Origin of the sequence: Sphingopyxis sp., assembly GCF_041916015.1 — a bacterium.
Taxonomy (GTDB): domain Bacteria; phylum Pseudomonadota; class Alphaproteobacteria; order Sphingomonadales; family Sphingomonadaceae; genus Sphingopyxis.
Window position 1 is genome coordinate 1 of sequence record NZ_JAYSAH010000088.1, and the last position, 19,821, is coordinate 19,821.

A 19,821-nucleotide genomic window follows, 5' to 3' on the forward strand; every position below is an offset into this window, starting at 1 on the left:
TCGGATAGCGACAATACCAGCGCACCGCCCACAGGATCACATCACCCTGGAAATGGCGCCACTTGAAATCCGTCATCGTTCCGTCCGTCCAATCTCCGCCAAGCATGCTCAAGCTTCACGATTTTTGCAACAGAGCCCCTCCGCCTCCTCCCGCCTGGGACGTGTATGCGCGGGCTCGCTACCTGCGCGACAATCCCGACGGCGCGGGCGCGCCGCCTCTCGATTCAGCTTCATCGCCGGCTCCGATGCCGGTGGGAATGGCGTCGGCCGAACGGCCGCTGCCCGTGCGGTTACAGGCGATCGGCGCCCCTGCCGGCGACGATCGCTAAGGGCGGCCTTCCGCCGCCGGGACATATCTGCCGGGGCTTCGGCAAGCCGACCGGCAAATCGCGGAGGCTTGCACGGTGCAAGCCGTCGCGTCGCGCGGCCTGCCATGAAGGAGAGCGGTTCTATGGCGCAATCCATCCACAAGACGCTTGCGGCAGCGCTGATGCTGGCACCCGAGCGCCTACGCTCGTCGGTGTCGATCGCCGCCGCAGCCTGTGCGCGGCGCGCGCACCAGCTCGACGCGCGCCGGGTCGCGGCGTTCGCGCTCGCGGCCACGATGTTGATCGCCGTGGCCGAGCCCGCTTTCGCGCAGTCGGGCGGTGGGGGCGACATCACGACCTTTCTACAGAACATCGTCAACGTGATCACCGGAACGGCCGGCAAACTGATTGCGGTCATCGCTATCTGCATCGTCGGTGTCGGCGCGCTCATGGGAGCGCTTTCGATGCGTGCGGCCGGCGGCGTGATCCTCGGCGTGCTGCTGATCTTCTCGTCCGCATGGATCGTCGACCAAATCATCGGCTCGTGACATGGCGCAGGACGCCCTCACCGAAGACACGCTGTTCCTGGCCTGCACGCGGCCGGCGATGTGGCAGGGCGTGCCCCTCGAAGCCCTGGCGATCAACGGCATGGTGACGGGCATCATCTTCGTGCTGATGTCCAACCCCTTCTATCTGCTGATCGGGGTGGTGATTCACTACGCCACGCGCGCGCTCATCAGCCACGACTACAATATGTTCACGACGCTCCGGCTGTGGGCCGAGACCAAAGGACGCGCGCGCAATAAGGATCGGTGGGGCGGCTCGTCGGTCAGTCCGCTGCCGCTGCGCCCGGCGCGCAGGGCGCGGGAGGTCCGCATCCATGTTTAGTGCCGCATCGCGCGAGCGCGAGCCCGACATCTATGTCCCCTATATCGGCCACGCCGCGCCGGGAACCGTGCTGCTCGATGATGGCTCGCTGCTGGCGATGCTGCGCCTCGACGGCGCGACGTTCGAGCTGGCCGATCCCGCGCTCGTCAACGCGCTTCATGCCCAGCGCAATATCCTGCTGCGCAACATCTCGTCGGATCGGGTCGTCCTCCAAATCCATGTCGTGCGCTCGCTCGCCGAACCAAGCGAATATCCGGCGGAGCCCTGCGCCAGCGCTTTCGCGCGCGAGCTGGACGAACGCTATCGCGACCGCCTGCTCTCCAACCGGCTGTTTCGCAACGAGCTGTTCCTGTCGATCCTGCTGCGGCCTGCCGGCAGGGGAGGACTCGCCCAAGGCAATGTCGCGGCGTTGTTCGCGCGCCGCAAGCGCGGCGATCGGGCGCGCGCGGCCTCGCCCGCCAATATGGATCAGATCGACAGCATCGCCGACACGCTCGCCTACGAGCTGCACGCCTATGGCGTGCGCCGCCTCGCATTGCGCGAGGCGAGCGGCCTTATGTTCTCGGAAGTGGCGGAGGCGCTGCGCCTGGTGCTGACCGGCGAGCACATGCCCGTGCCGCTGGTCAACGGTCATCTCGGCGGCGCGGTCTATACCGATCGCGTCATCGTCGGCCGTGAGGCGATCGAAATCCGGGGAGCGGGAGGGTCAACCTTCGCCGCCGGCTTCGGCCTGCGCGAATATCCTGCCGTCACCTGGCCGGGCATGTTCGATACGGTGCTCGGCGCGCCCTATCGCTGCGTGCTGACGCAATCCTTCGGCTTCCTCGGCAAGCAGGACGCCCAGGGGATCATGACGCGCAAGCAGAATCAGATGGTGACGGCCCAGGACAAGGCCGCGAGCCAGACCGAGGCGTTGACCGAGGCGGCTGACATGCTCGCCTCCAACGCCTTCGTCATGGGCGATCATCACCTGACGCTGATGACCTTCGCCGACAGCCTCGACAAGCTGCGCCTGGTCGCGTCCAGCGCCCGGCGCGATCTGGCCGAGAGCGGCGCGGTGATCGTGCGCGAGGATCTCGCGCTAGAAGCCGCCTATTGGGCGCAGCTCCCCGGCAACATGCGGCTACGCACGCGCCCCGGTGCGATCAGCTCCCGCAATTTCGCGGCGATGGCGAGCCTCCACAACTATCCTCTCGGCACCCAAACCGGCCATTGGGGCGCGCCGCTCACGCTGTTCCGCTCGACCGGCGGGACCGCCTACCGCTTCCATCTGCACGCCCCGACTGAGACGGTGCGCGATCTCGGCAACGTCTTCGTCGCCGGTCCCACCGGCTCGGGCAAGACGACGCTCATGCTGTTCATCCTCGCGATGGCGGAGCGGCAGAAGGCGCAGGTCGTGTTCTTCGACAAGGATCGCGGCGGCGACATTCTCGCTCGCGCTGTCGGCGGCACCTATCTCGTATTGCCGGCGGGCGAGCCCTCGGGCCTCGCCCCGCTCAAGGCGCTGTCCGACAAGCCCGGCGATGTCGAGTTCGTCAAAGAGCTGGTGAAGGCGCTCGTCCTCGATCCCGGCAAGGCGATGGCCCCCGAACAGGAGCGCCGGCTTGAGCTGGGCGTGCGCGCGGTCCTCGCGCTGCCGCGCGACGCGCGCTCGTTCGCCGAGCTGCGCGCCTTCCTCGGCCAAGCCGATCCCGAAGGGCCGGGCGCGCGGCTCGACAAGTGGTGTCAGGGCGGGGCGCTGGGGTGGGTGCTCGACAATGATGCCGATCGGGTCTCGCTCGACGCGCCGTTCCTCGGCTTCGATGTGACCGCCGTGCTCGACGATCCGGTGACGCGCGGGCCGATCCTCTCCTACCTCTTCCATCGGGTCGAAAGCCTGCTCGACGGCCGCCGGCTCGTGCTGGCGATCGATGAGTTCTGGAAGGTGCTGCTCGACGCGGGATTCCGCGATCTCGTCAACGACAAGCTCAAGACGATCCGCAAGTTGAACGGGCTGGTGATCCTCGCCACGCAATCGCCGGCGGACGCGCTGCGCTCGCCGATCGCGCACAGCATCATCGAGCAATGCCCGACGCAAATCCTGATGCCGAACACCCGCGCCGACGCTGCGGACTATCGCGACGGGCTCAAGCTGACGGAGCCCGAATATCTCGCTGTGCGCGAGGACTTGGCCGTGGGCGGGCACCGCTTTCTGCTCAAGCAGGGCAACGCGAGCGTCGCCTGCGAACTCGATCTCACCGGAATGGATGATCTCATCGCCGTGCTCTCCGGCCGCGCGAGCACGGTGCGTCTCATGGAGCGGCTGATCGAGGACGTGGGGCCGGACCCGGCGGCATGGCTGCCGCTGTTCCGGCGCCGTTGGCGGGAGGCTGCCGCCTAATCCGGGCACGAGGAAAGGAAAGGCCATGAAGTTTCGCAGAATGATGTTGGCCGGCGCGGCGGCGCTGGCGATCGTCGGGACCGGCTCCGGCCCGGCAACCGCGCAAATGGCGGTGATCGACGCCAAGGCGATCATACAGGCCAAGGCCCAGCTCGACTCGCTGCGCCAGCAATATGCGCAGCTCCAACAGACCTATGCGGCGATCGCCCATCTGCCGCAGAGTGCGCTCCGCCAGCTTGGCCAGGAGCTGAACGTCAACCAGTTCCGCAACCCGCTCGGGACAAGCTCGGTCGATGTCGGCGCAATCATGAGCGGGTCCGGCATTGGATCGGGTTCGCTCGGCACGGCCGCGCAGGGTTATCTCAATCAGAACCGGGTCTATTCGCCCTCGGGCCAGGATTTCCGCGCCCAGCAGATGAACCGCAACGCGAACAGCATCGCGGGCGTGCAGGCGATGGCGAGCCAGCTCTACCAGTCGGCCGCGACGCACCTGACCGCCTTGCAGGGCCTCGAAGGTCAGCTCGCGAGCGCCAGCGACAGCAAGGAAGTGGCCGACATTCAGGCGCGCATCGGCATGGAACAGGCGGCATTTCAGGCGCAGTCGGTCCAAGCGCAGTCGCTCGCCATGTGGCAGCAGGCGCAGGAACGGAATGAGAACCAACAGCGCGACGAGCTGCGCCGCCAGCAAATCGACGGTCTGATAGAACAGGCCAAGGCGAGAGGGGGCTGACGATGGCGACCCCTTGCACCGTGCAAGCCTCCCTCGGCCTGCTTCTCCTGCTCGCGGCTTCGCCGGCGGTGGCGCAGCAAGCGGCGGACGGGGTTGCCGCGACGCCGCCGAAGACGGTCTCGTGGTATGCCGATCATCGGCCGCAGCGCGCGCAGGTTCAGCTCGCCTGTCTCGATGATCCTGGCCGGTTGGCGCGCACGCCCGACTGCATCAACGCGCATGAAGCGAGCGTGGAAGTAGCACTGCGGCAAGCCCGCGCGCGAACGGGCACGCTCGATCCGCGCAACCCCGATTTCTGGTCGAACGATCCGCAAAACCGCCGGAGCAAGCTGCTGATGTGCCGGCGCAACCCCGAACTGCAATATTGCGACGTGGCGCGCCGCTCCCTCCTGATTGAAGCCGGAAAGGCAAGGTAGGCGGCGGATGGACGACGTTCAGTGGCAGGTCTTCGCCTACATCGTTTCTCAAGTGGAGACGCCGCTGGTCAGCGCCGTATCCGAAGTCATCAACGCCTTCCTGTCGTTCGTCGCGGCTCCGCTCAAGGTGGCGCTTGTCCTCTATATTGCGCTCACCGGCATCCTCATCATCCGAGGCGAGGTCAACGAGTCCGGCGCGGCGCTGCTCGGCCGATTCCTCAAGCTGGGCCTGGTCGTGTGGGTGCTGACCGGCGCCGGCATCTATCAGCAATATGTCTACGATTTCTTCTTCACGACGCTGCCGCAGGGCCTCGCCGACGCACTCACCTCCTCGGGCTCGACCAATGCCGTTGACGCCAACACCTTCGATCAGGTCTGGATCAAGGCATGGCGCGCCGGGCTCGAAGTCTGGCGCACGCTCAACTGGACCGACATCGGCGAGAAGTTCATCGTCATCCTGTTCTGGGCGGCGGCGATCATATCGACGGTGTTCGCCTTCGCGATCTGGCTGATCTCGCGCGTGCTGCTCGCGCTCTACATCGCGCTCGGGCCGCTGCTTATTGGCCTGGTGCTGTTCTCGGCGACACGGGCGATCTTCGAGCGCTGGATCGGCTCGCTGATCTCGTGCGTGATCCTCCAGATCACGACGGTCGTGCTGCTCTACATCGTGCTTTCGGTTGAACAGCAGGTGGTCGGCCAGGTCGCAGTCATGGGGGCGGTCGACTCGATGGCGATGATCCAGGTGCTGCTCGCCGGCGTGATCTTCTTCGCCGTCGCCGCCTTCGTGGCCTTCCAACTTCCCGGTGTCGCATCCTCGCTCGCGGGCGGCCTGCATTTCCACTCGGGGGTGCTCGCGCGGGCGACACAGGCCGCGATCGGCTCGACCGGGCAACGCTATGTCGATGGCGCGGGCAACAGCTACCGTGTCGGCCGGAGCGGACTGCTCGGCGCCGGCCATTATGCCGGCTCGACGGTCGGCCGCGGCGCGGGCGCGGCAGGCCGCTCGATTTACCAGCGCCTTCGTCCCTCCACCGGCGGCTCGCTCTCCGACACCGGCTGATCGCGCGCGCATCAAAGTCCGGAATCCGCCCAACAGGAACCAAAAGATGATCCGTCCCGTCCTTCTTGTCTTCGCCGCCCTGTCGCTCTCGGCCTGCGCGCACCGGCCTCCGCTCGCCGAGGCGAAGGGGAAGTATCGGCCGCTCAACGCAGGCAAGTGGGTGCCCACGCGAGACGATCTGCGCGGCCCGCGCGCGCCGCTGCCGCCGGCGCAGTCGCCGTCCCTCACGCCGGAGACCGGCTCATGAAATGGTTTGCTCGAAAGCCGCCGGTAGCGGCGGAAGACTATAAGGCGCGGCCGGTCGCGTCGGACCCCGCTATCCTAGATGCCTATTACGGCCAAGTGGCGAGCTACGCCGCCTCTGAGCGCGATCGGAACCGCAATGTCGCGCGGCTAGGCTTCGTGGTCGGCGGGATCGGCGCGGCGGTCGGTTTCCTGGGAATGGCGGCCGTCATCGCCCTGCTGCCGCTCAAGACGGTCGTTCCGCTTGCCTTCCGGGTGGACCGGGCGACCGGCTCCGTCGAGCGCGTCTACGATGTGCGCGGCGGGCCGATGGAAGTCGAGGACGCCGAAAAGCGGTTCTTCCTCTGGCAATATGTGCGGCTGCGCCAGACCTACAGCGCGGCCGAGGCAGAAACGAACTTCAACGCCGTCACGCTGATGTCGTCGCCGGCGGTGCAGAACGAATATGCCGCCGGCTTCAAGGGGACCAATCCCAACAGTCCGCAGGTCGTGCTCGGCCAGGACGGCAATGCGACTGTCCGTTGGGTCTCGACATCGTTCCTCGGGCCGAAGCTGGCGCAGGTCCGCTTCGTCCAAATGGCGAGCAAGCAAGGCGTCGCACTTCCGCCGCAGCAGATGGTGGCGACGATCGCGTTCGACTTCGCGCCGGGCCAAATCGGCGCGGCCGCGCTCAACGTCAATCCGCTGGGGTTCATCGTCACCAGCTACCGCGCCGACATGGAGGCCACGCAATGAGGCAGTCCCTCGCGATCGGCGCGGCCGTGCTTGCGGCGCTCCTCGGCGGGTCGGCGCTGGCCGATCAGACGCCGCAATCGGCGGGCTATGATCCGCATGTCCAGCTCGTGCCCTACAATCCGCTCAACGTCGTCCGCATCGTCGGCAGCCCGAAAAACTCGACGCAGATCATCTTCGCCCCCGGCGAGGAAATCACGCAGGTCGCGATCGGCGATGCGGACGCCTGGCTGGCGCAGCCGGCCGGCAACCTGCTCTTCCTCAAGCCCACGGCGATTCGCGCGCCGACGAACATGCAGGTCGTCACCAAGACCGTCAGCGGGACAAGCCGGTCCTATCAGTTCCATCTCAGCGCCGTCCGCACCGGCGCACGCGGCAGCCGCGCCATCTACGCGGTGAGCTTCACCTATCCCGCCGAAGAGGCGGCGGCGCGGGAAGCGGCCCGCGCGGCGGCCGAGGCGGCGGCGCGCGAGCGGGAGGCAGAAGAACGGTTGCGGACCGCCTGGGCCGAAGGGCCGCGCAACTGGCGCTATGTCGCGCAGGGCTCGAACATGATCGAGCCAACCGAGGTCAGCGACAACGGCCGGCAGACCGCGTTCCGTTTCCCCGGCAACATGCGGGTGCCGACGATCTACACCGCCGCCCCGGACGGGTCCGAGACGATCGTTCCCTATACGATGATCGACGACATGGTGGTGGTCCAGACCACGGCCCGCATGTTCACCCTGCGCGACGGCCAGAAGGTGCTGCGCGTCATCAATCAAGGTTTCGATCCGGTCGGCCGCAATCCGGGCACCGGCACCGGCACGCCGGACCTTGCCCGCACCGTGAGGAGTTCCGGCCAATGACCGAAGATACCGCGCGCCCGGCCTCGGCCGGCGCAGCGCCGCCACTGCCGCCACCGCTGGCCGAAGGCGTTGCCGGCGAACGCCACGTCTCCGAAGTGGCCGGGCGACCGATCGTCTCGAAACGCGCGGGCATCGGCGTCATCGTCGCTGGTGCTGCCATCGCCTGCGGCGTGATCCTGCTCACCTCGGCGCGCCCGAACCTCAAGACGGATGAGCCGTCGAACAAGCTCGCGGTGCGATCGGAAGTGCCCTACGTCGCACCGCCGCTGCCCGCGCCTATCGCGGGCCCGGCGGCCGTCCCGCCGCCCTTGCCCGATCAGCCCGCCCCCTTGGCCGCTCCGCCGTCTGCGCCGGCGGGAGCGGGCACCGCCCGCCACCCGGCGCAGCTCCTCGTCTACACCTCGGGCGCAGCCGGGCGCAGCGCGCCGGGATCGGGGCTGATGTCACCCGACCCCTATGGCGACGCAAACGGGGCGGCTGGCGGCCTTGGCGGGGCAAATGGCGACGGCGGGGCAGGAATGACACCTGTGGGCTACGCCGGCGCTCCTGGGGGCGCTTCGGGGCGCGAGGGAGGGGGCGATCTCGGATCGCGCCTGACGCCGACGCGCCTCACGGGCGTCACCGCCAATGTGCTGCGCAATCAGCCTTTCCTTCTGACGATAGGCACAATGATCCCGTGCGTGCTGCAAACCGCGATGGATTCGACGCTGCCCGGCCTGGTGACGTGCGTGATCCCGCAGGATGTGCTCGGAAAGACCGGCCTGACGCTGTTCGATCGCGGCACGCGTGTCGTCGGCGAGTTCAAGGGCGGCATTCAACAGGGCGTCGAGCGGATGTTCGTCGTCTGGACGCGCGCCGAGACACCGCAAGGCGTCGTCATCAATCTCGACAGCCCCGCGACCGATCCGCTCGGCCGATCGGGCATGGACGGCCGCGTCGATCGCCATTTCTGGCAACGCTTCGGGGGCGCCCTCCTGCTGACGACGGTGGACGGCGCGATTCAGGCCGGCGTCGCGGCTGCGGCGAAGTCGGGGACGACGACGATCAACACCGGCAGCACGGAATCGGTGATCGCGTCGAGCCTTGCCGGCTCGATCAACATTCCGCCGACGATCCGGAAGAATCAGGGCGAGCTGGTCAGCATCCTCGTCGCCCGCGATCTCGACTTCTCGACCGTCTACGGCGTTCGGCCGACCTATGCCCGCGCCCCGGTGGGAGCGGAGGGGCCGAGAAAATGACCCGCGCCGGCGAAAACACGCTGCGCCTGATGCTGGCGCCGATCGAACGGCCGCTCGCCGATCCGGCGGTGACGGAAATCGTCATCAACCGGCCGGGAGAGGCGGGCGTCGAGACGCGCGAGGGCTGGACCTGGCTCAATCTTCCCGAGCTGACATTCCAGCGCCTCGATGCCATCGCGACACTCTGTGCGGCGATGTCGCAACAGGATGTCGGCCCGGAGCGTCCCCTGTGCGCCTCGGTGCTGCCGGACGGTCAGCGCGTGCAAATCTGCCGCCCGCCGGCGGTCGCGGCCGGCACGCTCAGCCTGACGATCCGCCTGCCATCGAGCTTCGCGCCGACGATCGCCGGTCTGGCGGCCGGGGGACTGTTCTCGAGAACGGAAGCCGCGGGCCGCAGCGCGCACCCGCTTGATCGCGAGCTTGCCGAGCTGCACGCGGAAAAGCGCTGGGAAGAGTTCTTCCCGCTGGCGGTGCGCGCCAAGAAAACGATCATCGCCACCGGCGATACGGGCTCGGGCAAGACGACGTTCGCCAAGGCGCTGATACAGGCGATCCCGCTCGACGAACGTCTGGTGACGATCGAGGACACGGCCGAGTTCATCGGCCTGCCACAGCGCAACCTCGTCTCGCTGTTCTACTCGAAGGGCGATCAGGGCGTGGCCCGCGTCCGCTCGGAAGACTTGATCGAGGCCGCGCTGCGGATGCGGCCCGATCGCGTGCTGATGCAGGAACTGCGTGACGGCGCGGCCTTCACCTTCATCCGCAGCATCGCCGCCGGCCATCCCGGCTCGATCACGACATGCCACGCCGGCAGCGCAACTGGCGCGTTCGATGCGCTGCGGCTGATGGTCAAGCAACACGATGCCGGCAAGCATCTGGCTGATGCCGATGTTGACGCGCTGCTCCGCCAGCTCGTCGATGTCGTCGCGCACTGCCGGCGCGACCGGGACGGCTTCTCGATCGAACAGGTGCATTTCGAGCCGTTCGGCAAGGGCGCGCCGGTGCTCGCGGCAATCGGCCGGGGCGGGCCTGGCAGGACGGCCGCCAATGTTTGATCGCGACGATTGGCCGCCCGCCGCCAAGGCGCTCGCCGCGATCGTCCTGCTCGGGCTCGGCGCGCTGCTTTGGTCCGTGCTCGCCTCGACGATCTTCCTCGCGGGCACGCGGCTGATGACGGCCGACACCGTGCCGCTTTTCCAGTTCTGGACCTATCAGGGCTATTACGGCTTCGGCCATCCGATCGTTGGGGGATGGCTCAAGATCGTCGCCGGCGTCACGACCGGCGTGCCACTCTTACTCTTCGCGGCGCGCGTCGCCCGCAAGGGCTGGCCCGGCGCCGATCGGCGCGAACTCCACGGCGAAACGCGCTGGGCCGAGCGAGGCGAGCTGGTGCGCGCCGGCTTCTACGCGAAGTTCGCCGGTCTTTTCGTCGGCCAGGACGCGGCGGGCCGGCATCTGCGCTTCGGCGGCCCGGAGCATGTCGCGTGCTATGCGCCGACCCGTTCCGGCAAGGGCGTCAGCCTCGTGATCCCAAATTGCCTGCTCTACGAATCCTCGCTGGTCTGCCTCGATGTGAAGAAGGAAAATTGGGCTGCGACCGCCGGCATCCGCGCCGCAGCCGGGCAGAAAGTCTTTCTGTTCGATCCGCTCGCCCCTGACGGCCGCACGGCACGTTACAACCCCTTCTCCTATGTCCGGCGTGGGACAATCGATGCCTTCGATGACGTTCAGCGCATCGCGCAGATGATCTTCCCCGAAGCGCACGGGCAGGAAAAGTTTTGGGTCGATGCCGGTCGATCGGCGTTCATCGGTGCCGCCTGCTTCCTCGCGGAAACGCCTGAGCTGCCGTTGACGATCGGAGAGACCTTGCGCCTGCTGTCGAGCGTCGATGGCGCGGCGGCGATGATCGAACGGATCGAGGCGCGCCGGCAGGCTGGCAAGCCCTATACGGAGGCGACGGTAAAAGCCCTTGAGGATTATCTCAAAGGCTCGGACGATCTGGTCAACAGCATCCGCAAGACCGTAACCGCGCGCCTCTCGCTGTGGTTCAATCCCCGCATCGATGCCGCGACCGCCGCCAGCGACTTCGACCTGCGAAATCTTCGGCAGTCGCTTCATGCGATCTATATCGGCGTAACGCCGGACAACATCGAGCGCCTGCGCCCGGTGCTCGCATTGTTCTTCCAGCAGCTCGTTGACCTGACGGTGCGGGTCATTCCGCAGCATGATTCCAGCGCAAAGCATCAGGTGCTTTTGCTGCTGGACGAATTTCCTCTGCTCGGCCCTATGCCCGTGCTCGCCAACTCCTTCGCCTACGTCGCCGGCTACAACATGCGGATCATGCTCATCATGCAGAGCAAGGCCCAGCTTCGCGACCGCGATCTCTACGGGCCGGACAAGGCCGACGCCATTCTGGAAAATTGCGGCCTCGAAGTCGTGTTCGGCACGAAAGACCTCAAGCTGACGGAGGAATTGAGCGCCCGCCTCGGATACGGCACGGTTGAGGCCACCTCTCGCTCCGGGCCGCGCTTCTGGCAGGCGTTCCGCCGCGACAAGCTCTCGATGACGCACAGCGATCAGCGCCGCGCGCTCCTGCTGCCGCAGGAAATCGCGCGGCTGAAACCGTTGCAGGCGATCTTGATCCGCCCCGGCATGTATCCGATCCGCTGTCGGCGCATCCGCTATTTCAGGGACCGGATGTTCACGCGCCTGCTGCGTCGCCCTCCGGACGTGGACCCCATCGAAATCAGCGTCCGCATGGATCAGGGCAAGGGATTCGCTCCGATCGCGGCCGGTCCTCCGCAGTCTTCGCCGCCAGCGTCCGAACGCGGCGATCCGCGTAGCGGAGTCTCGCCCTCCTCCTTGCACCGTGCAAGCCCGAAACCGAAGGCGCGGAAGGCCCGCATCCCGACCGAGCGCCGCACTCCCGATCCGGTGGACGCGGCAGAATCCGAGGAAGCCGCCGCCGGCGGCCGTCTGCCGGTAGCGCCGGAGCCTCCGCTGCCCCTCGCCGGTGAGACGGCAGAGCTGCCGTTCTCTCCGATGAAACCGCATCAATCGGATGGTCTGATTGCGGCGATCATGGGCACCGACGTCGATCTGAGCGGTCTGGGCCTCGCCAACGGCAAGGCGGCCGTCGTCGCGATCGTCGATGCGATCCCCACGGTTGAATCCCTCACGCACGGCCACCGCCGGGCCATGTGAGCGCACGAAAGGAGCAAGATGTTATGGCGATAATGGACCAGGCGCGCGAAGCGCTACGCCCCACCAACACCATAGAACGGGTGCCCGAACTCGTTGCGACAGCGCTGGCGAGCGTGCCGCCGCCCGGCGCGCCTCCATCCGCAGCGCGGGCGGGGAACGACAAGGCCCCTGCCTATCTCTCGGAGCCGGAAACGATCGCGAAACGCTACTATGTCGAGGATCGGCGCGGCGAACGGCAGTATTTCGAGGATTACCAGCGTCGCAATCTGGCGATGCGCGCAACGGACACGTCGATCAGCTCGAAGCGCGAGGATTTGAACACGATCCGCGCCATGATCGAGATTGCCGAGGCGCGGGGCTGGCACTCGGTCGAGATACGCGGTTCGGCCGAGTTCAAGCGCGAAGCCTGGATCGAGGCCAGCGCGCGCGGACTCGAAGGTCGCGGGTTCACGCCGTCCGATGCGGACCGACAGGAGGCCGATCGCCGGCGCGCCGAACGCGGACAGGCCAACGAGGTCCGCGCCGGCGAACGCGAACAGGCACGCGAGGAAAGGGTCGCCGGCCATCCGGCCACGGCCGCGACGCATGAACGGCACGCCCACGAGGCGCAACCCGGCGAGCCCCCTACGCCAACCGTCAACGATAGCCGGCGGGCCATTCGGGAGGCGCGGCGCGAGCTGTCGGAAGATGGACGGCTGATGTTCTCGGCGCTCTCAGAGAAGATCGACCGGCAGATGAACAAGCTCAACAGCGAGGCCAAGGCCGAAATCAAGGCATTCGTCGGGACCGAGCTGGTGAAGAAGGAGCGGGCTGAAGGACCGACCGTCCTTTCTCCGCAACAGCGGCAGGCCGCAACCGCACCCGAACGCGCGCCAGCTCCACCGGCGCCCGCTCCGGCACCGGCTCGCCGCGTCGAGCCGGAGGCCCCGCGACGCAGCCTCGGCCGATAGCCCGACGTAGCTCCCGTGGCGACGCACGAGGATAGCGTCTGGCAACTTCCCGGCACGGTGAAAGGCCGGGACGTGAAGCTGAAATCCGGCGGCGGCAAGGAGGGCGCGTTGTCGGCCGGGGCAAAGGCCAGGCTGAGCCGGATCGTCAAGCGGACGCCGGAAGCGATGGTGAAGGTCACGGGCCGCTCGCGGGGCGGCTCGGGCCATTTGAAGTCGCACCTCGACTACATCACGCGCAACGGCAAGCTCCAGGCCGAGACGCAGGATGGGGAGAAAATCACCGAACGCGCGCGGCTGCGCGACCTGCACGACGATTGGCTGCTCGCGAACGCGGCCGAGGCGCGCGGTCGGCCGAGCCTCAACGCGGCGCAGAGCGTTGCCCTCATCCTGTCGATGCCGCCCGGCACGCCGCCCGATCGGGTGGAGATGGCGGCGCGGTCCTGGGCGCGCGAAACGCTGAGCGGCCGCCATGACTGGATCATGGCGCGCCATGACGACACCAAGCACCCTCATGTCCATGTGACGGTGCGTGCGGTGGGATATGATGGGCGCCGGCTCGCCCCCGGTCCCGATGATCTGCAAGTTTGGCGCGAACGCTTCGCGCGCGAGCTGCGCCGGCTCGGTATCGAGGCCGAGGCGACACCGCGACAGGCGCGCGGCGTCGTCCGCAAGATGCCCAAGGCAGCGATTGCCGGAATGGAGCGGCGCGGCGTCGACCCGCGCGTGCGCCAGCGCGAGCGCCAGGCGGCTGAGCACGAGGCGCGCGCACCGAAACCGGCGCAGCCGCGCGATTGGAGCCGCGACATTCAGGCGCGCCAGGATTCGATCCGGCGGGCATATCTCGACCATGCTAATGCACTCGAACGCGGCGACGCCGCCGATCGTCGCCTCGCGCGCGACATCCGCCGGTTCGTCGCCGACATGCCGGTGGCGCTGACGCGACGCCAAGCGCTCGCCGTCGAGCTGCGTCGCGTGCTCGACCAACGGCATGGGAAGGCCGTTCCTGTTGGCGTCTCGTCCGATCCCACGCCACCGGACAAGGGTTGGTATCGTGCAAGCCCTGCGTTCGCGCTGGGACCCGCTAAATGGCCTCGGCGGTGACTGGAGCAATAAGCCAGAAATACACGGATCTGGCTGTTCTCTACCCGTCCGGCCGTCCCGGAATATTGCCGCGCGCCTCGCCCACCGACTGGCTGCCCTTCTTCACGAACCCCGTCTCGTCGACCACAGCCGCGCGTAAAGCGGCGCAAATCAGTTCGAGCGTTTGGCGCAGCACATCCTCGACGTTGTCGATGACGAAATAAGACTACTGATAGTCGTCGTTCCGATACCGTGTCCTTCGGACCCAAGGTGGTCGCGCAACGCGCCGCCAGAATCGTCGACATTGAGGCGCAACTCGCCGGATGGCGCCAACCTTCAGCCCATCCCGGCTCCCCCGAAGATGATGGGCATGATGGATCGTCCAGGCCGACAGCCAGCGCAACCGCATGTCGAACTGCCCGACCAGTTCGGGCGTCGTGCTTTTCGATGTCGGAGCCGTAGTCATCAGTCAGTTGTCGGTGCGACAGAAGGGCGGTCCAAGCCCATATGCCTGCCCGCGCCATGCCGGAGCGGTCGATCGCCTCGCCGACCAGCGTGTAGGCCCGGCTTCCATCCGGAGTGACGATCACGTCGTAGGTCTCGGCGACGGCAATCTGGATTTCGTCGGTCTCGATCGGCTGCACGTACTGGCCGTCCGCCTGCACGACTGTCATCGGCAGGCCGGGAATGCGGACCTTAAAGCTGGTCATCGCCGAGGCATTAATCAATCGCAGCCGGACGCGCTCGCCAGCCGAAAAGAGGGCGGTCCAATTGTCTTTCGGCCCATGTCCGTTGACGAGATAGGTATAGGCTACGCCCGTCACATCAGAGATGTCGGTTGGCGACATCCGCATGCCGCCCCAGCGCAGGCGCTCCTTGAGCGGCTGGTCATGGCCGGCGCCCAACCCGTCGAGGGCCTGCCGCGGGTAGTCGAAATAATCGGGCTCCTGCTTCAGCTTGCGCATGATGGAGTGCGGCATCATCGCGCTGTGGTCGGAGAGCACGATCACCTGCTCGCGATCGTAGGCGACCTGCTCGGGCCCTTCGGGGTCGATCACGATCGGTCCGTAATGTCCTAACTGCTCCTGCAAGCCCGAATGACTGTGATACCAGTAGGTGCCTGCCTGCCTGATTGGGAATTCGTAAACGAAGGTCGAGCGCGGTGCGATGCCGGGGAAGCTGACCCCGGGAACGCCGTCCATGTCGGCTGGCACCAGCAAGCCGTGCCAGTGGATCGAGCTGCTCTCGTCAAGTTCGTTGACGACGGTGAAGCGGACCACCGTGCCTTGCTTCAGCCGGAGCAGCGGCGCCGGAACGGTGCCGTTGATCCCAATTGCGTCGCTGCTCCACCCATCGATGACCATTTTCTGACGAGCGATGACGAGCCGGATATCGGGTCCGCCTAGGCGCTCCGCGCTCGTGGCACGCGCCCATGCATCCTCGGTCACTCAGGCCACGCCAAGCGATGCGCACCGCGCCAAGCAGCTCTACAGACACCGCTGTTACTGGAGATCATGTTCAGCCGCCTCAAGGACCGGCGGCATTCGATGCGCCCAGACCTTCATCGGCGCGATCACCCTCGCCGCAATCGTGCTCTTCTGGCTACCTCTGTGCAAAATCCCAGGCCTAGTGGCCGAAATTCGCCCGAGACATCGGAATTGCATGCTTCATCAAAGCCAGCGGGTCGAACATGTCACTGCGGCGAAGCGAAGCCTTCGCAGCGAGGCGGCTGGCTCAAGGACACCCGGTCCAGCAGACACGCCCCAGCTATGCTCGTAAACGAAATTTCCTGAGAGTGAAGAAATTCCTTGACGCACTGCAGAGTGAGCGCCATTTTTCGCGCGATAAGCCGATCGTTGAAGGAAGTCAGATGCGGAGTTTTCGCGCCGTTCTAATCGGTACTGCCTGCGTTTTCTCGAGTGCAGGAACTGCGTGGGCGCAGGAGACCCTTACCGTTTCTGGCACTGCAGCTCCCGCCCCAACTGACGTTGCCGGTGCTGACGGCGACATCGTCGTGACTGCGCAGCGGCGCAACGAGCGGCTCCAAGATGTGCCTGTATCGATAACCGCTCTGAGCGGTGATCAGCTGGCCGACAAGCGCATCGCCTCACCCACCGATCTCGTCTCCTCCGTGCCTAATCTGCAAGCGGCGTCGACCGTCGGCGAAGGAATCCCGGTCTTCTCCCTGCGTGGCATCTCGATGTCCGACTACAGCATCAACCAGCAGGGTCCTGTAGCCACTTATATCGACGACGTTTACAAGGGCACCTTCCCCCTCCTCCCTGTCGCTCTCTACGATCTCGAACGCGTGGAGGTGCTTCGCGGCCCCCAGGGAACCTTGTACGGCAAGAATACGACTGGTGGTGCGATCAACATCATCAGCCGAAGGCCCGGTTTCAGCACCGAGGGTTATCTTGCGGTCGGGATCGGGAACTACCAACGCTATGAAGCCAATGGTGCCCTCCAAGCCGCTCTCAGCGACAAGGTCGCAGCCCGCGTTGCGTTCACCTTCGCCCGCGCCGACGGCTGGTTCAAGAACAGGCTTCCTGGCCAAGCCGACGCCAACGCGACGCGGCAATATGCGGTCCGCGTGTCCCTCCTCGCCCAGCCGACAGATCGCCTCCAGTTCCTGCTGCGTCTGTCAACCAGCCTGCAGAATCCAACCAATTATGGCATCTTCGCGCGTCCCGCTGCCGATGGCATCGGCGCGGGCGCGTACGAACTTTTTGGGGGCTCGAGCTATTTCAGAACCGGGATCGGCCGGCGAGAACTGGAAAGCGAATATGCCGAGCGCCGCCGCCATCGGACGTACGGCGCATCTCTCACCACGAACTGGAAAGCCACGGACGACCTGACGGTCACCTCCGTCACGTCCTACGACTATGGAAAGCTCTTCATCCCCGAGGATGCCGACGGTAGTCCGCTCAAGGCGGTCGAAGACGACCTAGGCGGGCGAGCACGGCAATTCTCACAGGATCTGCGGATCGCCAGCGATTTCGACAACGGACTGGATTTCATAGCGGGCGCTTATTACAGCCGCGAGACCATCTCTGCTCAGACGACCTATTCATATTTTACCGACATAGATGTCACTAGAAACGGGGTCATAGACGCAGAGGACTGCACCCAGGACTTCCTCACATCTTGCATGTATTCCAACAGATATCATCAGAGGAAGTCGAGCGCTGCCGTCTATGCAGATGTCAACTACGCCCTCTTTCCTCGCCTCATCGCTCGGGCCGGGTTGCGCTACACGCGCGATACCGGGAGGATCAGCGGGTATAACGCGCGGGTTCTTGGGGCCGACGGCACGCCGATAGCGAATACGATCCCGGGCGACCCCGTAGATTTCGATGCCACGGCAAGCGATGGCTTCCGAAAGGGAACGGTTACCGGAAGGGCCGGCGTCGACTACAAGCTGCCTGGCGGGAACCTGCTTTACGCCAGCTATAGCCGCGGTTATCGTGCGAGCGCGTTCAATGCTCAGGCGTACTTCCTGCCGACCGAGTTGAACGTGGCCAAGCCGGAAACGGTGAATGCCTTTGAAGTGGGGTTCAAGTCTCAGTTCTTCGGCCGCGCCGTCACCTTCAACGGATCGGCTTTCTATTACGCCTACAAGAACCAGCAGGCGCTCAGCATCGATCCGGATACGGTCGCGCAGACACTCGTGAACATTCCGACGTCGCGAATGGCGGGGGCGGAGTTCGAACTGAGCGCGCGCCCTGCGCCCCATATCCGTCTCAACGCCGGGCTGGGCTTGCTCAGCACGAAGATCCGGACAGGCACCATCAGCGGTGTGGTCCTGGCCGGGAATCGGCTCCCTAACGCGCCGAGCGTCAGCCTCACGGCCGGCGCAGAGTGGGACGTCATCGATACCGATGGCGGAAAGTTGACGTTGGGTGTCGACGGCAACCATAACTCGAAACAATATTTCGAGCTGATGAACGAGGATCGCATCGCTCAAAAGGGCTATGTGGTCGTGAACGGTCGCGTAGCGTACCGGTCCGGGGACGGGCAGTACGGGATCGCCGCTTGGGCAAAAAACCTGTTCAACCGATACTATTTCCGATCGTCGATCGATGTCACCGGGTTCGGCTTCGATTTCTTCCAGGTCGGAGAGCCGCGGACGTACGGAATCACCGCCGACATGAAGTTCTAGAGGTTGACATAGCCAGCCAGGAAGATTCGCCTTCAATCAAGCAGGAGCCATATCATGAGCGACAAGGGTTTGCGCACATTCCAGCGGAACGATCCATTCGAGCTGATCCTGAAGGGGTTGGATGACGATGGGGGAGTCATCGTCAGAGACTTCATCGATCAGGATCTTCTGGCTCGCCTGAATGAACAGCTTCAGCCCGACATCAAGCATGTTCTTCCCGGATCCGACGATGTCGGCGAAGAAATGGGTGCTTTCTGGGGGAAGCAGACCAAGCGGTTCACGAGGCTGGCAGCGCGCGCTCCGGCCTTCGCAGAGCTGCTTGACCACGACCTTATGCATCGTTGGGCCGCAAGCCAGTTGGAAGGCGACTATTGGCTCAATACCGGACAGGCAATGATCGTGGGGCCAGGTGAGACCGGGCAATTCCTTCATCGCGATACCGTGATTTGGCCGGTGATGGAGACGCTGGGGAGAGACGCCCCGAACTGCCTTGTGAGCATCATGCTCGCTCTGTCCGACTTCACAGAGGAGGTCGGGGCAACGCGTGTGATCCCGCGTAGTCATAAATGGGATGACTTTGCGCGGCAGCCGAATCCGGATGAAACGGTCGGGGCGGTGATGCCTGCCGGAAGCGCGCTGCTGTATATGGGGAAAACGGTTCACGGGGCAGGCGCGAATGTAACCGCGGACCAATGGCGTCATGGACTGCATATGAGCTTCGTTGTAGGGTGGCTGACGCCCGAGGAAGCCTCTCCGCTCGTCGTTCCCTGGGATCTTGTGCGGAACTATCCGCCGCGAGTGCAGCGGATGCTCGGCTATGCGTCGCATGCCCGGGGCGAGAACAAGGCACCCGGAAACTGGCTTATCGATTTCGAAGACGCGCGGAAGTTCTTCGGCGTACCTTTCGAGCGGCCGACGGAAAAGTCGGGCTTCTTGAACGGCGAACTCGTCTGACGCCATCGGCGTAGAGTGCGCGGGCGGCGTCGCCGGCGGGTTTGCCGCCGCTGCCGTCGCCGGCGTCGCCGGATGCTCACCCTCAGCCTGGATGAGAAATCGGGAGACCTCGACACCGACAGCCTCGCCGCGGCCGGAATCGGACCCTTGGTCGGCAGCAACGGCCACAGCTACGCGCCACGTAGGAATCGAGCGACTGGTTCAACCATCGCCGGCTGGCCCACCCCATCGACAACTCCTGCCTGCCCGCGCCGATACCGTGCTGCCAAGGAGAACATCGATCGGGCGACATGACGGACAGGGACGGCCGCCGGCAAACCCGAGGCGGGCCGGATCGAGCCGCCCACGGAGCCTGGCATCGCTGCCTTGCAGTCCTACCCGGAATTCAGCCGTTCCCTTTCCCTGTCGACGCGTCTCGCGCCGGCCGGCGCTTTCTTGCAGCGGACGGGGTGATCCCGTGGCGTGCCTTGAACGAGCGCGAAAAATGTGCCGGGCTCTGTTGCAAAGATTGGCGGCAGTCAGAGGTAGGCTGTCGCTCTGCGCCGATCAGGCGGCTGCTGCGAAATGGTGGTTGAGCATGCCCATGGCCTCCGTCAGCGCCGAGGGCCCAATGCCAAAAGCTCTCTCCACA

General features: G+C 65.7%; 16 protein-coding genes and 4 pseudogenes. 16 read left to right on the forward strand and 4 right to left on the reverse strand.

Annotated features, from left to right (window positions below; translation table 11 throughout):
- Positions 1-76 (reverse strand): annotated as a pseudogene (locus ACE3SL_RS13175) (IS6 family transposase); the annotation flags it as partial.
- A 375-nt stretch (positions 77-451) separates the two neighbouring features.
- Between ACE3SL_RS13175 and ACE3SL_RS13180 the strand changes: the two are divergent.
- From ACE3SL_RS13180 to ACE3SL_RS13245, 14 genes are all read left to right on the forward strand, one after another.
- The gene (locus ACE3SL_RS13180; protein WP_158441923.1) at positions 452-856 is read left to right on the forward strand and encodes a TrbC/VirB2 family protein; all 405 of its coding nucleotides are present in this window, start codon (positions 452-454) and stop codon (positions 854-856) included.
- 1 nt (position 857) lies between these two features.
- Positions 858-1,196 carry a type IV secretion system protein VirB3 gene (locus ACE3SL_RS13185; protein ID WP_374526195.1) on the forward strand — a complete coding sequence of 113 codons (339 nt, stop codon included), beginning with the start codon at positions 858-860 and terminating at the stop codon, positions 1,194-1,196.
- Complete coding sequence (locus ACE3SL_RS13190) at positions 1,189-3,576, forward strand: VirB4 family type IV secretion/conjugal transfer ATPase (RefSeq protein WP_022674863.1); 2,388 nt, start codon at positions 1,189-1,191, stop codon at positions 3,574-3,576. Before ACE3SL_RS13185 ends, ACE3SL_RS13190 begins: the two co-directional genes overlap by 8 nt.
- Positions 3,577-3,601: 25 nt before the next feature.
- Entirely contained in the window at positions 3,602-4,306 is a 705-nt protein-coding gene (locus tag ACE3SL_RS13195; protein WP_082208965.1) for a type IV secretion system protein, read from the forward strand.
- Positions 4,307-4,308: 2 nt separating this feature from the next.
- The gene (locus tag ACE3SL_RS13200) at positions 4,309-4,722 is read left to right on the forward strand and encodes an EexN family lipoprotein (protein ID WP_051146228.1); all 414 of its coding nucleotides are present in this window, start codon (positions 4,309-4,311) and stop codon (positions 4,720-4,722) included.
- 7 nt (positions 4,723-4,729) lie between these two features.
- Positions 4,730-5,782: a type IV secretion system protein gene (locus ACE3SL_RS13205; protein WP_022674860.1), complete on the forward strand. Its 1,053-nt coding sequence runs from the start codon at positions 4,730-4,732 to the stop codon at positions 5,780-5,782.
- 46 nt (positions 5,783-5,828) lie between these two features.
- Positions 5,829-6,029, forward strand: coding sequence for a hypothetical protein (locus ACE3SL_RS13210; protein WP_022674859.1), 201 nt, complete (start codon positions 5,829-5,831; stop codon positions 6,027-6,029).
- A 95-nt stretch (positions 6,030-6,124) separates the two neighbouring features.
- Positions 6,125-6,760, forward strand: a complete 636-nt coding sequence (locus ACE3SL_RS13215) for a VirB8/TrbF family protein (RefSeq protein ID WP_022674858.1) — start codon at positions 6,125-6,127, stop codon at positions 6,758-6,760.
- Positions 6,757-7,605 (forward strand): P-type conjugative transfer protein VirB9, encoded by an 849-nt coding sequence (gene virB9 / locus ACE3SL_RS13220; RefSeq protein WP_374526196.1) that lies wholly within the window; start codon positions 6,757-6,759, stop codon positions 7,603-7,605. Before ACE3SL_RS13215 ends, virB9 begins: the two co-directional genes overlap by 4 nt.
- On the forward strand, positions 7,602-8,843 hold the full coding sequence (gene virB10, locus ACE3SL_RS13225; RefSeq protein WP_374526197.1) for a type IV secretion system protein VirB10: 1,242 nt from the start codon (positions 7,602-7,604) through the stop codon (positions 8,841-8,843). Before virB9 ends, virB10 begins: the two co-directional genes overlap by 4 nt.
- On the forward strand, positions 8,840-9,898 hold the full coding sequence (virB11, locus tag ACE3SL_RS13230; RefSeq protein WP_022675633.1) for a P-type DNA transfer ATPase VirB11: 1,059 nt from the start codon (positions 8,840-8,842) through the stop codon (positions 9,896-9,898). The genes virB10 and virB11 overlap by 4 nt, the downstream gene beginning before the upstream one ends.
- Positions 9,891-12,047 carry a type IV secretory system conjugative DNA transfer family protein gene (locus ACE3SL_RS13235; protein ID WP_022675632.1) on the forward strand — a complete coding sequence of 719 codons (2,157 nt, stop codon included), beginning with the start codon at positions 9,891-9,893 and terminating at the stop codon, positions 12,045-12,047. Before virB11 ends, ACE3SL_RS13235 begins: the two co-directional genes overlap by 8 nt.
- A 23-nt stretch (positions 12,048-12,070) precedes the next feature.
- A complete protein-coding gene (locus tag ACE3SL_RS13240) occupies positions 12,071-12,997 on the forward strand; it encodes an LPD7 domain-containing protein (RefSeq protein ID WP_374526198.1) in 927 nt (308 codons plus the stop codon).
- A gap of 165 nt (positions 12,998-13,162) precedes the next feature.
- On the forward strand, positions 13,163-14,098 hold the full coding sequence (locus tag ACE3SL_RS13245) for a relaxase/mobilization nuclease domain-containing protein (protein WP_374526201.1): 936 nt from the start codon (positions 13,163-13,165) through the stop codon (positions 14,096-14,098).
- Here the strand turns inward: ACE3SL_RS13245 and ACE3SL_RS13250 are convergent.
- Together ACE3SL_RS13250 and ACE3SL_RS13255 are read right to left on the reverse strand one after the other, a co-directional pair.
- A pseudogene (locus ACE3SL_RS13250) lies at positions 14,089-14,225 on the reverse strand (transposase); the annotation flags it as partial. The gene ACE3SL_RS13245 and the pseudogene ACE3SL_RS13250 overlap by 10 nt on opposite strands.
- 274 nt (positions 14,226-14,499) lie before the next feature.
- Positions 14,500-15,513: pseudogene (locus tag ACE3SL_RS13255) on the reverse strand (multicopper oxidase domain-containing protein); the annotation flags it as partial.
- A gap of 359 nt (positions 15,514-15,872) precedes the next feature.
- Between ACE3SL_RS13255 and ACE3SL_RS13260 the strand changes: the two are divergent.
- Positions 15,873-18,236: a TonB-dependent receptor gene (locus tag ACE3SL_RS13260; protein WP_374526199.1), complete on the forward strand. Its 2,364-nt coding sequence runs from the start codon at positions 15,873-15,875 to the stop codon at positions 18,234-18,236.
- 54 nt (positions 18,237-18,290) lie between these two features.
- Complete coding sequence (locus ACE3SL_RS13265) at positions 18,291-19,190, forward strand: phytanoyl-CoA dioxygenase family protein (RefSeq protein WP_374526200.1); 900 nt, start codon at positions 18,291-18,293, stop codon at positions 19,188-19,190.
- A gap of 546 nt (positions 19,191-19,736) precedes the next feature.
- On the opposite strand, the pseudogene ACE3SL_RS13270 reads toward ACE3SL_RS13265, so the two are convergent.
- Positions 19,737-19,821: pseudogene (locus ACE3SL_RS13270) on the reverse strand (IS6 family transposase); the annotation flags it as partial.

Bases quoted from the DNA above. Each gene is read 5' to 3' on its own strand.
- virB10 (WP_374526197.1), top strand. From the start codon at position 7,602: ATGACCGAAGATACCGCGCGCCCGGCCTCGGCCGGCGCAGCGCCGCCA.
- ACE3SL_RS13180 (WP_158441923.1), top strand. From the start codon at position 452: ATGGCGCAATCCATCCACAAGACGCTTGCGGCAGCGCTGATGCTGGCA.
- ACE3SL_RS13200 (WP_051146228.1), top strand. From the start codon at position 4,309: ATGGCGACCCCTTGCACCGTGCAAGCCTCCCTCGGCCTGCTTCTCCTG.
- ACE3SL_RS13195 (WP_082208965.1), top strand. From the start codon at position 3,602: ATGAAGTTTCGCAGAATGATGTTGGCCGGCGCGGCGGCGCTGGCGATC.
- ACE3SL_RS13235 (WP_022675632.1), top strand. From the start codon at position 9,891: ATGTTTGATCGCGACGATTGGCCGCCCGCCGCCAAGGCGCTCGCCGCG.
- ACE3SL_RS13210 (WP_022674859.1), top strand. From the start codon at position 5,829: ATGATCCGTCCCGTCCTTCTTGTCTTCGCCGCCCTGTCGCTCTCGGCC.
- ACE3SL_RS13190 (WP_022674863.1), top strand. From the start codon at position 1,189: ATGTTTAGTGCCGCATCGCGCGAGCGCGAGCCCGACATCTATGTCCCC.
- ACE3SL_RS13185 (WP_374526195.1), top strand. From the start codon at position 858: ATGGCGCAGGACGCCCTCACCGAAGACACGCTGTTCCTGGCCTGCACG.
- virB9 (WP_374526196.1), top strand. From the start codon at position 6,757: ATGAGGCAGTCCCTCGCGATCGGCGCGGCCGTGCTTGCGGCGCTCCTC.
- ACE3SL_RS13265 (WP_374526200.1), top strand. From the start codon at position 18,291: ATGAGCGACAAGGGTTTGCGCACATTCCAGCGGAACGATCCATTCGAG.
- virB11 (WP_022675633.1), top strand. From the start codon at position 8,840: ATGACCCGCGCCGGCGAAAACACGCTGCGCCTGATGCTGGCGCCGATC.
- ACE3SL_RS13240 (WP_374526198.1), top strand. From the start codon at position 12,071: ATGGCGATAATGGACCAGGCGCGCGAAGCGCTACGCCCCACCAACACC.
- ACE3SL_RS13205 (WP_022674860.1), top strand. From the start codon at position 4,730: ATGGACGACGTTCAGTGGCAGGTCTTCGCCTACATCGTTTCTCAAGTG.
- ACE3SL_RS13245 (WP_374526201.1), top strand. From the start codon at position 13,163: ATGGTGAAGGTCACGGGCCGCTCGCGGGGCGGCTCGGGCCATTTGAAG.